At 59.3% G+C, this 13554-nt stretch carries 16 protein-coding genes; 7 read left to right on the top strand and 9 right to left on the bottom strand.

Features of this window, described 5'->3' with window-relative positions; translation table 11 throughout:
- Positions 1–28: 28 nt before the first annotated feature.
- From frdA to blc, 5 genes are all read left to right on the top strand, one after another.
- Positions 29–1825 carry a fumarate reductase (quinol) flavoprotein subunit gene (gene frdA, locus ACUXAC_RS13670; RefSeq protein WP_038879239.1) on the top strand — a complete coding sequence of 599 codons (1797 nt, stop codon included), beginning with the start codon at positions 29–31 and terminating at the stop codon, positions 1823–1825.
- A complete protein-coding gene (locus ACUXAC_RS13665; RefSeq protein ID WP_033636770.1) occupies positions 1818–2552 on the top strand; it encodes a succinate dehydrogenase/fumarate reductase iron-sulfur subunit in 735 nt (244 codons plus the stop codon). The genes frdA and ACUXAC_RS13665 overlap by 8 nt, the downstream gene beginning before the upstream one ends.
- 15 nt (positions 2553–2567) lie before the next feature.
- On the top strand, positions 2568–2960 hold the full coding sequence (gene frdC / locus ACUXAC_RS13660) for a fumarate reductase subunit FrdC (RefSeq protein WP_142109166.1): 393 nt from the start codon (positions 2568–2570) through the stop codon (positions 2958–2960).
- 12 nt (positions 2961–2972) lie between these two features.
- Positions 2973–3332, top strand: a complete 360-nt coding sequence (gene frdD / locus ACUXAC_RS13655; RefSeq protein WP_004929672.1) for a fumarate reductase subunit FrdD — start codon at positions 2973–2975, stop codon at positions 3330–3332.
- 84 nt (positions 3333–3416) lie between these two features.
- The gene (gene blc / locus ACUXAC_RS13650; protein ID WP_141957765.1) at positions 3417–3950 is read left to right on the top strand and encodes an outer membrane lipoprotein Blc; all 534 of its coding nucleotides are present in this window, start codon (positions 3417–3419) and stop codon (positions 3948–3950) included.
- Here the strand turns inward: blc and sugE are convergent.
- From sugE to efp, 4 genes are all read right to left on the bottom strand, one after another.
- Positions 3944–4261 (bottom strand): quaternary ammonium compound efflux SMR transporter SugE, encoded by a 318-nt coding sequence (gene sugE / locus ACUXAC_RS13645; RefSeq protein ID WP_004929669.1) that lies wholly within the window; start codon positions 4259–4261, stop codon positions 3944–3946. The genes blc and sugE overlap by 7 nt on opposite strands.
- Positions 4262–4453: 192 nt before the next feature.
- Positions 4454–4585 (bottom strand): entericidin A/B family lipoprotein, encoded by a 132-nt coding sequence (locus ACUXAC_RS13640; RefSeq protein ID WP_033636766.1) that lies wholly within the window; start codon positions 4583–4585, stop codon positions 4454–4456.
- 121 nt (positions 4586–4706) lie between these two features.
- Positions 4707–4838: an entericidin A/B family lipoprotein gene (locus ACUXAC_RS13635; protein ID WP_019453400.1), complete on the bottom strand. Its 132-nt coding sequence runs from the start codon at positions 4836–4838 to the stop codon at positions 4707–4709.
- A 70-nt stretch (positions 4839–4908) separates the two neighbouring features.
- Complete coding sequence (gene efp / locus ACUXAC_RS13630) at positions 4909–5475, bottom strand: elongation factor P (protein WP_004929666.1); 567 nt, start codon at positions 5473–5475, stop codon at positions 4909–4911.
- 42 nt (positions 5476–5517) lie between these two features.
- Here efp and epmB point away from each other — a divergent pair, with 42 nt between their 5' ends.
- Positions 5518–6546 carry an EF-P beta-lysylation protein EpmB gene (gene epmB / locus ACUXAC_RS13625; RefSeq protein ID WP_033636765.1) on the top strand — a complete coding sequence of 343 codons (1029 nt, stop codon included), beginning with the start codon at positions 5518–5520 and terminating at the stop codon, positions 6544–6546.
- 82 nt (positions 6547–6628) lie between these two features.
- On the opposite strand, the gene ACUXAC_RS13620 is transcribed toward epmB, so the two are convergent.
- The 5 genes from ACUXAC_RS13620 to ACUXAC_RS13600 form a co-directional block, all read right to left on the bottom strand.
- Positions 6629–6973: a DUF4156 domain-containing protein gene (locus tag ACUXAC_RS13620; RefSeq protein ID WP_025305007.1), complete on the bottom strand. Its 345-nt coding sequence runs from the start codon at positions 6971–6973 to the stop codon at positions 6629–6631.
- Between the two features lie 178 nt (positions 6974–7151).
- Complete coding sequence (locus ACUXAC_RS13615) at positions 7152–8777, bottom strand: methyl-accepting chemotaxis protein (protein WP_084826952.1); 1626 nt, start codon at positions 8775–8777, stop codon at positions 7152–7154.
- 225 nt (positions 8778–9002) lie between these two features.
- Positions 9003–10649, bottom strand: a complete 1647-nt coding sequence (gene groL, locus ACUXAC_RS13610; RefSeq protein WP_004929662.1) for a chaperonin GroEL — start codon at positions 10647–10649, stop codon at positions 9003–9005.
- A 44-nt stretch (positions 10650–10693) separates the two neighbouring features.
- Positions 10694–10987, bottom strand: coding sequence for a co-chaperone GroES (locus tag ACUXAC_RS13605; protein ID WP_004952634.1), 294 nt, complete (start codon positions 10985–10987; stop codon positions 10694–10696).
- Between the two features lie 189 nt (positions 10988–11176).
- Positions 11177–11665 carry an FxsA family protein gene (locus tag ACUXAC_RS13600; protein WP_343181045.1) on the bottom strand — a complete coding sequence of 163 codons (489 nt, stop codon included), beginning with the start codon at positions 11663–11665 and terminating at the stop codon, positions 11177–11179.
- 369 nt (positions 11666–12034) lie between these two features.
- Here ACUXAC_RS13600 and aspA point away from each other — a divergent pair, with 369 nt between their 5' ends.
- Positions 12035–13471 carry an aspartate ammonia-lyase gene (aspA, locus tag ACUXAC_RS13595; RefSeq protein WP_454266721.1) on the top strand — a complete coding sequence of 479 codons (1437 nt, stop codon included), beginning with the start codon at positions 12035–12037 and terminating at the stop codon, positions 13469–13471.
- Positions 13472–13554 lie beyond the last annotated feature (83 nt).

The raw sequence follows: 13554 nt of genomic DNA, 5'->3' as shown, positions 1-13554 counted from the left end.
TTCTTAATAAGAACATTGGAGGAATGCAGTGCAAACCTTTAACGCCGATCTTGCCATTATTGGGGCCGGGGGCGCTGGTTTACGTGCAGCAATAGCCGCAGCGGAAGCCAATCCCCAACTGAAAATCGCGCTGATCTCTAAGGTCTACCCGATGCGCAGCCACACGGTCGCCGCCGAGGGGGGCTCCGCCGCCGTCACCCAGGATCACGATACCTTCGACTACCACTTCCACGACACCGTCGCCGGCGGCGACTGGCTGTGTGAACAGGACGTGGTCGATCACTTCGTGCATCAGTGCCCGCGCGAGATGACCCAGCTCGAGCAGTGGGGCTGCCCGTGGAGCCGCAAACCGGACGGGTCGGTCAACGTGCGGCGCTTCGGCGGCATGAAGATCGAACGCACCTGGTTCGCCGCCGACAAGACCGGCTTCCACATGCTGCACACCCTGTTCCAGACCTCGCTGAAATACCCGCAGATCCAACGCTTCGACGAGCACTTCGTGCTGGATATCCTGGTGGATGACGGCCAGGCGCGTGGCCTGGTGGCGCTCAACATGATGGAAGGCACCCGCGTGCAGATCCGCGCCAACGCGGTGGTGATGGCCACCGGCGGCGCCGGGCGCGTCTACCGCTACAACACCAACGGCGGCATCGTTACCGGCGACGGCATGGGCATGGCGTTCCACCACGGCGTGCCGCTGCGCGACATGGAGTTCGTGCAATATCACCCGACCGGCCTGCCCGGTTCCGGCATCCTGATGACCGAGGGCTGCCGCGGCGAAGGCGGCATCCTGGTGAACAAGGACGGCTACCGTTACCTGCAAGATTACGGCATGGGCCCGGAAACCCCGCTGGGCGAGCCGAAGAACAAATACATGGAGCTGGGCCCGCGCGACAAAGTGTCCCAGGCCTTCTGGCACGAATGGCGCGCCGGCCGCACCATCGCCACCCCGCGCGGCGACGTGGTCTACCTCGATCTGCGCCACCTGGGCGAGAAAAAGCTGCTGGAGCGGCTGCCGTTCATCTGTGAACTGGCCAAGGCCTACGTCGGCGTCGACCCGGTGAAAGATCCGATCCCGGTGCGCCCTACCGCGCACTACACCATGGGCGGCATTGAAACCGACCAGAACTGCGAAACCCGCATCAAGGGGCTGTTCGCAGTCGGCGAATGTTCCTCCGTCGGCCTGCACGGCGCCAACCGTCTCGGCTCCAACTCGCTGGCAGAACTGGTGGTGTTCGGCCGCGTCGCCGGTGAGCAAGCGGCCCGCCGCGCGCTGGAAACCGCGCCGGCCAACGGCAGCGCGCTGGATGCGCAAACCCGCGACGTCGAAACCCGCCTGAGCAACCTGATGAAGCAGGAAGGCAACGAAAACTGGGCGAAGATCCGCGACGAAATGGGGCTGTCGATGGAAGAAGGCTGCGGCATCTACCGCACGCCGGAGCTGATGCAAAAAACCATCGATAAGCTGGCGGAGCTGAAAGAGCGCTTCAAGCGCGTCAACATCACCGACAACTCCAGCGTGTTCAATACCGATCTGCTGTACACCATCGAGCTGGGCTACGGCCTGGACGTCGCCGAATGCATGGCGCACTCCGCGTTTAACCGCAAAGAGTCGCGCGGCGCTCACCAACGCCTGGACGAAGGCTGCACCGAGCGTGACGACGTCAACTTCCTCAAGCATACGCTGGCGTTCCATAACCCGCAGGGTGCACCACGCCTCGAATACAGCGACGTGAAAATCACCAAGCTGCCGCCGGCCAAACGCGTCTACGGCGCAGAAGCCGAAGCGCAGGAGAAAAAGAATAAGGAGCAGGCAAATGGCTGAGATGCAAACCCTGAAGATCGAAGTCATGCGCTATAACCCGGAACGCGACGCCGAGCCGCATTTCGTCACCTACGCCGTGCCTTACGACGAACAGACCTCGCTGCTCGACGCGCTGGGCTACATCAAGGACAACCTGGCGCCGGATCTCTCCTACCGCTGGTCCTGCCGCATGGCGATCTGCGGCTCCTGCGGCATGATGGTCAACCGCGTGCCGAAGCTGGCGTGCAAAACCTTCCTGCGCGATTACGTCGGCGGCATGAAGGTCGAAGCGCTGGGCAACTTCCCGATCGAGCGCGATCTGGTGGTCGACATGACCCACTTCATCGAAAGCCTGGAGGCGATCAAGCCTTACATCATCGGCAACGATCGCAAACCGGAAGACGGCCCGAACGTGCAGACCCCGGCGCAGATGGCCAAGTATCACCAGTTCTCCGGCTGCATCAACTGCGGCCTGTGCTACGCCGCGTGCCCGCAGTTCGGCCTCAACCCCGAGTTTATCGGCCCGGCGGCGATCACGCTGGCGCACCGCTACAACCTGGACAACCGCGACCACGGCAAGAAACAGCGCATGCCGCAGCTTAACGGCCAAAACGGCGTCTGGAGCTGCACCTTCGTCGGCTATTGCTCCGAAGTCTGTCCGAAACACGTCGATCCCGCCGCCGCCATCCAGCAGGGCAAGGTGGAGAGCGCCAAAGACTTCATGATCGCCATGCTGAAGCCGCAATAAGGGAGAAAAATTGCCATGACAACTCAACGTAAGCCCTATGTGCGCACCATGACGCCCACCTGGTGGCAAAAGCTCGGCTTCTACCGTTTCTACATGCTGCGTGAAGGCACCTCAGTGCTGGCGGTGTGGTTCAGCATCGTGCTGCTCTACGGCGTGTTCGCGCTGAAGGGCGGCGCCGAGAGCTGGGCCGGCTTCGTCGGCTTCTTGCAGAACCCGCTGGTGCTGTTGGTCAACGTCGTAGCCCTGCTGGCGGCGGCGCTGCACACCAAAACCTGGTTCGATCTGGCGCCGAAGGCCGCCAATATCGTGGTCAACAGCGAGAAAATGGGGCCGGGCCCCATCGTGAAAGGGCTGTGGGCCGTCACGGTCGTCGTCAGCGTGGTCATCCTGGCCGTGGCCCTGATCTAATCCGGAGGAAACATGATAAATCAAGCACCTAAACGCTCCGACGAGCCGGTTTTCTGGGGATTGTTCGGCGCCGGTGGCATGTGGGGCGCGATCGTCGCACCGGCCATCGTGCTGCTGGTCGGCATTCTGCTGCCATTGGGGCTGTTCCCCGGTGAAGCACTGGGTTACGAGCGCGTGCTGGCGTTCTGCCAGAGCCTGATCGGCCGCCTGTTCCTGCTGCTGATGATCATTCTGCCGCTGTGGTGCGGCCTGCACCGCATCCACCATGCGATGCACGATCTGAAGATCCACGTACCGGCCGGCAAATGGGTGTTCTACGGTCTGGCGGCGATCCTCAGCGTGGTCACCGTTATCGGCGTCGTCACCCTGTAAACCGCTCAGGCGGCCAACGCCCGTTGGCCGCCCTTTTCTCATCGGCTACACTGTCTACTCGCCCCCGGTAAACAGGAGTCACCGATGCGTTTATGGTCAAAGCTTAGCGTCATGCTTTCCGCCCTGCTCTCCGTCGCTTGCAGCGTCTCCCCGCCCAAAGACATCAAGGTCGTAAACAATTTCGACAGTCAGCGCTATCTCGGCACCTGGTACGAAATCGCGCGTCTGGATCATCGTTTTGAACGCGGTTTGCAGCAGGTGACCGCCCACTACAGCCCACGCGCCGACGGCGGACTGAAAGTCATCAATCGCGGCTTCAATCCGCAGAAACAGCAATGGCAAGAAAGCGAAGGCAAAGCCTACTTTATCGGCTCACCACAGGTCGCGGCGTTGAAAGTGTCGTTCTTCGGCCCCTTCTACGGCGGCTATAACGTGATTGCCCTGGACCCGGACTACCGCTACGCGCTGGTTTGTGGCCCAAACCGCGACTATCTGTGGATCCTGTCGCGCACCCCGACGCTTGACGCCGGCGTGCGCGACAGCTTATTGCAGACGGCCAAGGGCTACGGTTTCGCCACCGATGCGCTGATCTGGGTGCAACAGTCCGCCGATCAGTGACTGCTGAACTTCAGCCCGAGAATGCCGACCACGATCAGGCACAGGCTGATGATACGCGCGATATTGGTCGACTCGCCCAACAGCACCATGCCCATGATGGCCGCGCCCACCGCGCCGATGCCGGTCCATACCGCATAGGCGGTACCGGCGGGCAGCGTTTTCATGGCGTTGGCCAACAGCAACATGCTGACCACCATCGCGGCGATGGTGATGATGCTCGGCGTCAGCCGGGTAAAACCGTGGGTGTATTTCAGACCGATAGCCCAAACCACTTCGAGCAAACCGGCGATAAGCAGAATAATCCAGGCCATGAGACGGCCTCCCTACCACTGGGGTCGTCCCCGATATAATGACGCGTAAACGGGTCGTCCCGTTCAGCGGGGTGATGAACGGCGGGTAACCTCACCCGCACTGCGGCAGGATAGCAGCAGCGTTAACGCTCAGGCAAGAGGAGGAAATGCGGCGGCCCTCCGCGCGCGGAACGCCGCCGGGTGGAGAACGGATTATTCCGCGCTGCGCTGAATGGCCTTGCCGCCGGCCTGAATGTCCTCACCCACGCCGCGGGTGGTGTTACAGGCGGTCAACGAGGTCAAAATCATCAAAGAGAAGATCGCGATAATACTTTTCTTCAGCATAAGAAAGTCCTTATTTGTCGTTGATGAAAAAGTACGGCTTTCTAAGCTTAGTCAAAATTGGCGCAGAGAGTGGGATCGCCACCGGCTTTGTGGCGCAAATACATCGGGTTAAAGGACGGGATCAGCTGGCCGTGCGGGAGATGGCGCCGCCGAGATGCTGAACGTCTTCGCCGAAACCGCGAAACGTATTGCAACCGCTAAGGGAGAAAAGGAACAACAGGGAGAGCACGGCCAACAACGTTTTCTTGAACATGCGGGTTTTCTGCCAACGAACGGGGATGGGATAAAACAGAGGAACCGCGGGGGTTCCTCTGCTTTGAAACTTATTTAACGCGAGAGACGTATTCGCCAGAGCGAGTGTCAACTTTGATCACTTCGCCGATCTGGACGAACAACGGCACTTTAACCACGGCGCCGGTGCTCAGGGTAGCCGGCTTGCCGCCAGTCCCTGCGGTATCGCCTTTCAGGCCCGGATCGGTATCGGTGATTTCCGCTTCGATGAAGTTCGGCGGCTGAACGGCGATTGGACGGCCATCCCACAGGGTGATGATGCACTCTGCGTTGTCCTGCAGCCATTTGGCCGCATCGCCTACGGTTTTGCCGTCAACCTGATGCTGTTCAAAAGACTCAGGGTGCATGAAGTGGTAGAACTCACCGTCGCTGTACAGGTAGTTCATGTTGGTGTCCATCACGTCTGCGCCTTCGCAAGAATCGGTAGACTTGAAGGTTTTTTCCACGCGGGTGCCGGTCAGCAGACGACGCATTTTCACGCGTGCAAACGCCTGGCCTTTGCCCGGCTTAACGAACTCACTGGCTTCGACGGCGTAAGGTTCGCCCTCGAACATGATTTTAAGACCCGGACGGAAATCGTTGCTAGAATAAGTCGCCATGATGGCCCTCTGAATATTTGAACTGGTAGCTTAGCCAAAAAAATGGCACACATTATAACCCAAAGTACGGCACATAGAGAAGATTGGTTGCATCAACTCGCCGATGTTATTACCGATCCTGATGAATTACTGCAGCTTTTGTCACTGAATACGCACCCGGAACTGCCGCAGGGGCGCGATGCCCGCCGGCTGTTCGCCCTGCGCGTGCCGCGCGCCTTCGCCGCACGCATGCGCCCCGGGGATGCCAACGACCCGCTGCTGCGCCAGGTGCTGACCGCCAGAGAGGAGTTCATCAACGCCCCAGGGTTCACCACCGATCCGCTCGATGAGCAGCGCAGCGTGGTGCCGGGCCTGCTGCACAAATACCGCAATCGCGCACTGCTGCTGGTCAAGGGCGGCTGTGCGGTCAACTGCCGTTACTGCTTCCGCCGCCACTTCCCCTATCAGGATAATCAGGGCAATAAGAACAACTGGCGGCAGGCACTGGATTATATCCGCCAACACCCGGAACTGGACGAGATCATTTTTTCCGGCGGCGATCCGCTGATGGCCAAAGACAGCGAGCTGGAATGGCTGGTTGGCGAACTGGAGGCCATCCCGCACCTGAAACGCCTGCGCATTCACACCCGCTTGCCGGTGGTGATCCCGGCGCGCATCACGCCGGCGCTGTGCCGCCTGCTGTCGGCCTCGCGCCTGCAGGTGCTGATGGTCACGCACATCAACCACGCCAACGAAATTGACCGCGATCTGCAAAGCGCCATGGCGCAGCTGCGCCTCGCCGGCGTCACGCTGCTCAACCAGAGCGTGCTGCTGCGCGACGTCAACGACGATGCCGACACGCTGGCGGCGCTCAGCAACGCGCTGTTCGACGCCGGTATCCTGCCTTACTACATCCACGTGCTGGACAAGGTGCAGGGCGCGGCGCACTTCATGGTCAGCGACGATGAAGCGCGCGCCATCATGCAAGCGCTGCTGAGCAAGGTGTCCGGCTATCTGGTGCCGCGCCTGACGCGCGAAGTGGGCGGCGAACCGAGCAAAACGCCGATCGATCTGCGCCTGATGCAGGAGTGACGCGCGCCAAGTCCCCCAACGAAAAGAGGAATGCCGTGGCATTCCTCTTTTTTTATCTCTTTGCGGCTACGGCCTCAGCGCCTTACGGGCACTTGTAAACCTGGCCGACCATTTTGCTGTCCAGCGGTGCGAAGCTGGAGAGCAGATTCTGGCTCGGGCTGTTGGCGCCGTAGATTACGTTGCCGCCCATGGCCGCCGCCTTGTTGCGCAGATCGTTGGCCGCACCGCGCATGGAGCTGCCTTCACCGCCGTTGCCGGACAGCCAGTTGCTCTGGGTGCCGGTCACTTCCCCCAGCAGCTGGCATTCCGCCGCCGGCTTGCTGTCGGTGAACTTGATCTGCTGACCCGCAGCGGTCAGTTCATGAGTGGTGCTGCAACCCGCCAGCAGCATCGCTGCCGAGAGACCCAGTAAGGCTTTAATCCGCATCTTGTTCCCCATTCGATGTTGAGAATTACGCAAAAGCTTATCAGAAAGCGATGCCATCTCTTAAGCATCCGTTGCCACGCGAGCGGGCCAACGTCTTGAGCGACAGCTGATGACTTACCAGTTTACCAGCTAAATCGCCCCGGGCGGCAAAAATATCATCAAATACAGTGCGGCGGCGTTAGGCCCAAGCGGCAACGGCCGCCGATGCCTGCGCCTCCACGTCGCCCTGGTGCGGTTCCCCCTCCGCCAGTTGGAATACCGCCACCGCCTGCGCCAGCAGGGCCGCCTGCTCCTCCACGCCGACGGCGGTGGTCGCCACCTCCTCCACCAGCGCGGCGTTCTGCTGGGTCACCTGATCCATCTGGGTCACCGCTACCCCGACCTGCTCGACGCCCTTGCTTTGCTCTTCCGACGCGTACGAGATGTTATCCATCAGCGACGTCACCTGGTTCACCGAGCCAACGATGGCATTCATCGTCTCGCCTGCCTGCTCCACCAAGCGCACGCCGGCGGCGATATCGCCGGTCACGCCGTCGACCAAACTGCTGATTTCCTTGGCCGAAGTCGCGCAGCGCTGCGCCAGATTGCGCACCTCGCCGGCCACCACCGCAAAACCCCGCCCCTGTTCACCGGCCCGCGCGGCCTCCACGGCGGCGTTCAGCGCCAGGATATTGGTCTGGAAGGCGATGCCGTCGATCACGCTGGTAATATCCCCCACCTGACGCGCGCTGTCGTTGATCGCCCGCATCTTGTCGACCGCGCTGGCCATCAGCGTTTCGCCGTTGCGGGCAATGCCGGCGGTCTGATTGACCATCCCGGCGGCCTGGTTGGCGTTATCGGCGTTTTGCCGCACCGTCGCGGTGATCTGTTCCATGCTGGCGGCGGTTTCCGTCAGCGCGCTGGCCTGTTCTTCCGTGCGGCTGGAAAGATCGGCGTTGCCGACGGCGATCTCGTGCGTACCGTGGTTGATCGACTCCACGCCGTCACGCACCTGCTGCACGGTGGCGCTCAGTTCCTGCTGCATCGTTCGCAGGCTGGCAAACAGCATGCCGATCTCATTGTTGTTGCGTACCGCGATCTCGCAGCGCAGATCGCCGCGCCCAACCTTTTGCAAGTGTTCGGCGATCTGGCGCAGCGGCAGGATCAAGCGCCGGCGGAAATCACGTTGCACGGCGACCAGCAGCAGCAGGATCGCCGCCAGGGTGCCGCTCAGCAGGCGTGCAAAGACTTTTTGGGTCTGCTCCGCCTCTTCCACCGCCAGACGATGGGCGGCCACCGTGGCCCGCATGTAGTCGGCAAACTGGCTATCCAGCCGCTGGCGCACCTGGCGCTTCTCTGCCGCCATAGCGTGCAGCCGCTCGATCAGCGCCACCTGCGGCGTGTCGGCCAACAGCGTCAGCTCTTGCTTCAGCACCGCCTGCTGCGCCAGGTAGACCTTTTTCATCGCCTCGCCCAGATCCGGGCGCGATACCGTCAGGCCCGGCGTCTCCCAGAACAGGTTGAACGCGACGTCGGCGCTGCGCAGCTCGTTACGTGCCTCAATGATGCCCTGCCGGATATCGGCGGCGTCCGTCTGCGCCATGCGCTCGAACGCCATGTTGTCGATCAGCGTCTGCGTTTGCAGCAAAGCACGCCAACTGCGGTTCAGCGCGGCTTCCTCGTCGGAGAAAGTGCTCATCCTGCCGATGCTGTTGCCGTTTTGCTGCATGAAATAGAAGGCGATGGCGCCGGTTCCCATGGGCATCAAGCCCAACAGCAACAGCATCAACATCAGCCAGGTGGCTATTTTCATATTTTTCAGCATAAGTCGTCTCCGTTGACAGTCACACCGGCGAGGGAAAATTCCCCGCCTGGTAGGGGCTATATCGGTACGAAACGACAACGGTTTAGGGTAAAAGCAAAATAATGCAATAATTCATTCAGTAAACTAATAACAAGCTAAATAAACATTCTTTTTATTGATTTTTAAGATAAAAAAAACCCCGGTCGTTTGACCGGGGTTCTCAGCACACAAGCGTGTGGGGGATGATTACATCATGCCGCCCATGCCGCCCATGCCACCCATGCCGCCTGCTGCGCCCAGATCCGGTGCGTCAGCCTTCGGCAGGTCGGTGACCATGCATTCGGTGGTGATCATCAGGCCAGCCACGGAAGCCGCGTACTGCAGAGCAGAACGGGTCACTTTGGTTGGATCCAGGATACCCATCGCGATCATGTCGCCGTATTCTTCAGAGTAAGCGTTGTAGCCGTAGCTGCCTTCGCCCGCTTTCACCTGGTTGGCGATAACGGAAGCTTCTTCACCGGCGTTGACCACGATCTGACGCAGAGGGGCTTCCATTGCGCGCAGCGCAACTTTGATACCCACGTTCTGGTCTTCGTTGTCGCCTTTCAGCGCGGCGATTTTGCCTGCAACGCGGATCAGCGCTACGCCACCGCCGGCCACCACGCCTTCTTCCACTGCAGCGCGGGTCGCGTGCAGGGCGTCTTCAACGCGGGCTTTCTTCTCTTTCATTTCAACTTCAGTGGCTGCGCCAACCTTGATAACGGCAACGCCGCCGGCCAGTTTCGCTACGCGCTCCTGCAGTTTTTCACGATCGTAGTCAGAGGTCGCTTCTTCGATCTGCTGACGAATTTGAGCAACGCGGCCCTGGATGGTCGCTTCGTCGCCCACGCCATCGATGATGATGGTAGTGTCTTTGTTGATCACAACGCGTTTTGCCTGGCCCAGGTCTTCCAGGGTGGCTTTTTCCAGCTCCAGACCGATCTCTTCAGAGATAACGGTACCGGCAGTCAGGGTCGCGATGTCCTGCAGCATGGCTTTACGACGGTCGCCGAAGCCAGGCGCCTTAACGGCAGCCACTTTCACGATGCCGCGCATGGTGTTGACCACCAGGGTCGCCAGCGCTTCGCCTTCTACGTCTTCAGCGATGATCAGCAGCGGTTTGCCTGCTTTGGCAACGGCTTCCAGCACCGGCAGCATTTCGCGGATGTTGGAGATCTTTTTGTCAGCCAGCAGGATGAACGGGCTTTCCAGCTCAACAGAACCGGTTTCCGGCTTGTTGATGAAGTATGGGGACAGGTAACCGCGGTCGAACTGCATACCTTCAACCACGTCCAGCTCGTCTTGCAGGCCGGTGCCTTCTTCAACGGTGATAACGCCTTCTTTGCCCACTTTCTCCATCGCTTCCGCGATCAGTTTACCCACGGTTTCGTCGGAGTTGGCGGAGATGGTGCCTACCTGAGCGATAGCTTTGGAATCGGAGCAAGGTACGGACAGTTTTTTCAGTTCTTCAACTGCAGCGACAACCGCTTTGTCGATGCCGCGCTTCAGATCCATCGGGTTCATGCCTGCAGCAACCGCTTTCAGACCTTCGGTGATGATGGATTGCGCCAGTACGGTTGCCGTGGTGGTGCCGTCGCCCGCCGCGTCGTTCGCTTTGGAGGCCACTTCTTTCACCATCTGTGCGCCCATGTTCTCGAACTTGTCTTCCAGTTCGATTTCACGCGCAACGGAAACGCCGTCTTTGGTGATGGTCGGTGCGCCGAAAGATTTATCCAGCACTACGTTGCGACCTTTCGGGCCCAGAGTCACTTTTACTGCATCAGCGAGAACATTCACGCCGCGGAGCATTTTCACGCGAGCGTCATTGCCGAATTTTACGTCTTTAGCTGCCATTGGTATTTCCCTTCAACTCGTTCAGTTCAGAAGATAAAGCGCAATTACGCTTCAACAATTGCCAGAATGTCGCTTTCGGACATGATCAACACTTCTTCATTGTCGATCTTCTCTGCTTTCACGCCGTAGCCGTCGTTGAAAATCACGATATCGCCAACTTTCACATCCAGCGGTTGGATGTTGCCGCTTTCCAGCACACGCCCTTTACCCACTGCAACCACTTCACCGCGAGTGGATTTACCCGCCGCAGAGCCAGTCAGGACGATGCCGCCAGCAGATTTTGATTCAACTTCTTTGCGCTTGACGATAACGCGGTCATGCAATGGACGAATACTCATTGAACGCTCTCCTGTAAGAAGGTCTCTATCAGATTTAGGGTTGTACACCGGATGGTTGTTATTACCGGCCTCGTGGGATTTGAGATGGGGGCGTTCCAGCCCCCTTCAAGGGGGCTAGCGAAAAAAATTTCGCATTTTTGGTCGCGCGGGTGCTACAGAGATGAAAAACGCGGCCTGAGCCGCGTTTGCTTAACGATCGCGGGGATTGCGCTCCTCGTCCGGGCGGTGTTCCAGCACCGGGCGTTCGTCGTCCTTGCGCTGAAATTCGCCGTCGAAGGTGTTGCCGTTGGCGGCGTCGCCGCCCGTCCAACCGCCGGGGCGATAAACCGACAGGTGCGGCATCAGCTTCAGCGTCAACGATTTTTGCACCGGCGGCAGCAGCAGCAGCAGGCCGAGGAAGTCGGTAAAGAAGCCCGGAATCAGCAGCAGGAAGCCCGCCAGCACCAGCGAAACGCTTTTCACCATTTCCGCCGCCGGGCTTTCGCCGGCCGCCAGTTTTTGCTGCATCTGCACGAAGGTTTTCATGCCCTGATTGCGCACCAGCGAGATGCCGACGCAGGAGCTGAACACCACCAGCAGCAGGGTGACAGCCACGCCGAGCACGGCGGCGACTTTGATAAAGATGGATATTTCTATGTAAGCCAGCAGAAATATCAGCAGTAGCGGTAACCAGCGCACCTGGTTCTCCTATCGGTAGGTAAAGCGCGGCCGCCACGGGGCGACGGCGCGAAAAAAGAGGCCGTAAACGGCCGACACCATTACAATGAGGGCATCACCCCACCATTTCAACCGAGAGCCGGTTTTTATTGCTAAAGTTCACAAACGTGAAAGAAGTCACAGAACCGGAAAAGGGCATATCCTTAAACACCATAAGGTGATCTGGATTCAGTCATTTCTTACCAACCAGCATATGATCTGGGCAGCAACGGGCGATTTGGTTAATCGTTTCACGCCCCAAGCCTTCGGCAATATTAATTTAGGCTGTGCCCTTACTAGCCTTGACCTGACAAATTATTAATTCGGCAGCAACACATAGAGAAGGTTCTCATGTCAAACAACATTCGTATCGAAGAAGACCTGTTAGGAACACGTGAAGTCCCCGCAGACGCTTACTACGGAGTTCACACTCTGCGTGCGATTGAAAACTTCTACATCAGCAACAGCAAAATCAGCGATGTCCCCGAGTTCGTTCGCGGCATGGTGATGGTGAAAAAGGCCGCGGCGATGGCCAACAAAGAACTCAAAACCATCCCGCGCAAAATCGCCGACGTGATCATCCAGGCCTGCGACGAGGTGCTGGATAAAGGCAAATGCATGGATCAGTTCCCGGTGGACGTGTTCCAGGGCGGCGCAGGCACCTCGCTGAACATGAACACCAACGAAGTGCTGGCGAACATCGGCCTGGAGCTGATGGGCCATCAAAAAGGCGAATACCAGTACCTGAACCCGAACGATCACCTCAATAAGTGCCAGTCCACCAACGACGCCTACCCGACCGGGTTCCGCATCGCGGTGTACGCCTCCAACCAGAAACTGATCGACGCCATCAACCAGCTGCGTGAAGGCTTCGACCGCAAGGCGAAAGAGTTCGAAACCATCCTGAAAATGGGCCGCACCCAGCTGCAGGACGCAGTGCCGATGACCCTCGGCCAGGAGTTCCACGCCTTCAGCGTGCTGCTGAACGAAGAGACCCGCAACCTGCACCGCACCGCGGAGCTGCTGCTGGAAGTGAACCTGGGCGCCACCGCCATCGGCACCGCACTCAACACCCCGGAAGGCTATCAGCCGCTGGCGGTGCAAAAACTGGCGGAAGTCAGCGGCCTGCCGGTGGTGCCGGCGGAAGACCTGATCGAGGCCACCTCCGACTGCGGCGCCTACGTGATGGTGCACAGCGCGCTCAAACGCCTGGCGGTGAAACTGTCCAAAATCTGCAACGACCTGCGCCTGCTCTCCTCCGGCCCGCGCGCCGGCCTGAACGAAATCAACCTGCCTGAGCTGCAGGCGGGATCGTCCATCATGCCGGCCAAAGTGAACCCGGTCGTGCCGGAAGTGGTCAATCAGGTGTGTTTCAAGGTGATTGGCAACGACACTTGCGTTACCATGGCGGCCGAAGCGGGCCAGCTGCAGTTGAACGTGATGGAGCCGGTGATCGGCCAGGCGATGTTCGAGTCGATCCACATCCTGACCAACGCCTGCTACAACCTGCTGGAAAAATGCATTAACGGCATCACCGCGAATAAAGAAGTCTGCGAACACTACGTCTTCAACTCGGTCGGTATCGTCACCTATCTGAACCCGTTCATCGGCCACCATAACGGTGACATCGTCGGGAAGATCTGCGCCGAAACCGGCAAGAGCGTGCGTGAAGTGGTGCTGGAACGCGGCCTGCTGACCGAAGCCGAGCTGGATGACATCTTCTCCGTGGAGAACCTGATGCACCCGGCCTATAAAGCCAAACGCTATACGGATGAAAATGAACAATAACAGACCTACCCGGTAGCCCTGAAAGGCACGCTAAATCCTCTGGATAGCGTGCCTTTTTACTTTCCGGCGCCCACAAAATTTTA

The sequence above is a fragment of the Serratia sp. 121840015-1 genome (assembly GCF_053627655.1).
The sequence above is the reverse complement of the archived record's forward strand: the minus strand, read 5'-3'. Positions and strand labels throughout refer to the sequence as shown.

Coding starts and splice junctions, on each gene's coding strand:
- ACUXAC_RS13635 (WP_019453400.1), bottom strand. CDS start 4,838: ATGTTCAAGAAAACGTTGTTGGCCGTGCTCTCCCTGTTGTTCCTTTTC.
- epmB (WP_033636765.1), top strand. CDS start 5,518: ATGGCACACATTATAACCCAAAGTACGGCACATAGAGAAGATTGGTTG.
- ACUXAC_RS13605 (WP_004952634.1), bottom strand. CDS start 10,987: ATGAGTATTCGTCCATTGCATGACCGCGTTATCGTCAAGCGCAAAGAA.
- groL (WP_004929662.1), bottom strand. CDS start 10,649: ATGGCAGCTAAAGACGTAAAATTCGGCAATGACGCTCGCGTGAAAATG.
- blc (WP_141957765.1), top strand. CDS start 3,417: ATGCGTTTATGGTCAAAGCTTAGCGTCATGCTTTCCGCCCTGCTCTCC.
- ACUXAC_RS13620 (WP_025305007.1), bottom strand. CDS start 6,973: ATGCGGATTAAAGCCTTACTGGGTCTCTCGGCAGCGATGCTGCTGGCG.
- ACUXAC_RS13665 (WP_033636770.1), top strand. CDS start 1,818: ATGGCTGAGATGCAAACCCTGAAGATCGAAGTCATGCGCTATAACCCG.
- efp (WP_004929666.1), bottom strand. CDS start 5,475: ATGGCGACTTATTCTAGCAACGATTTCCGTCCGGGTCTTAAAATCATG.
- sugE (WP_004929669.1), bottom strand. CDS start 4,261: ATGGCCTGGATTATTCTGCTTATCGCCGGTTTGCTCGAAGTGGTTTGG.
- ACUXAC_RS13615 (WP_084826952.1), bottom strand. CDS start 8,777: ATGCTGAAAAATATGAAAATAGCCACCTGGCTGATGTTGATGCTGTTG.
- ACUXAC_RS13640 (WP_033636766.1), bottom strand. CDS start 4,585: ATGCTGAAGAAAAGTATTATCGCGATCTTCTCTTTGATGATTTTGACC.
- aspA (WP_454266721.1), top strand. CDS start 12,035: ATGTCAAACAACATTCGTATCGAAGAAGACCTGTTAGGAACACGTGAA.
- frdC (WP_142109166.1), top strand. CDS start 2,568: ATGACAACTCAACGTAAGCCCTATGTGCGCACCATGACGCCCACCTGG.
- frdD (WP_004929672.1), top strand. CDS start 2,973: ATGATAAATCAAGCACCTAAACGCTCCGACGAGCCGGTTTTCTGGGGA.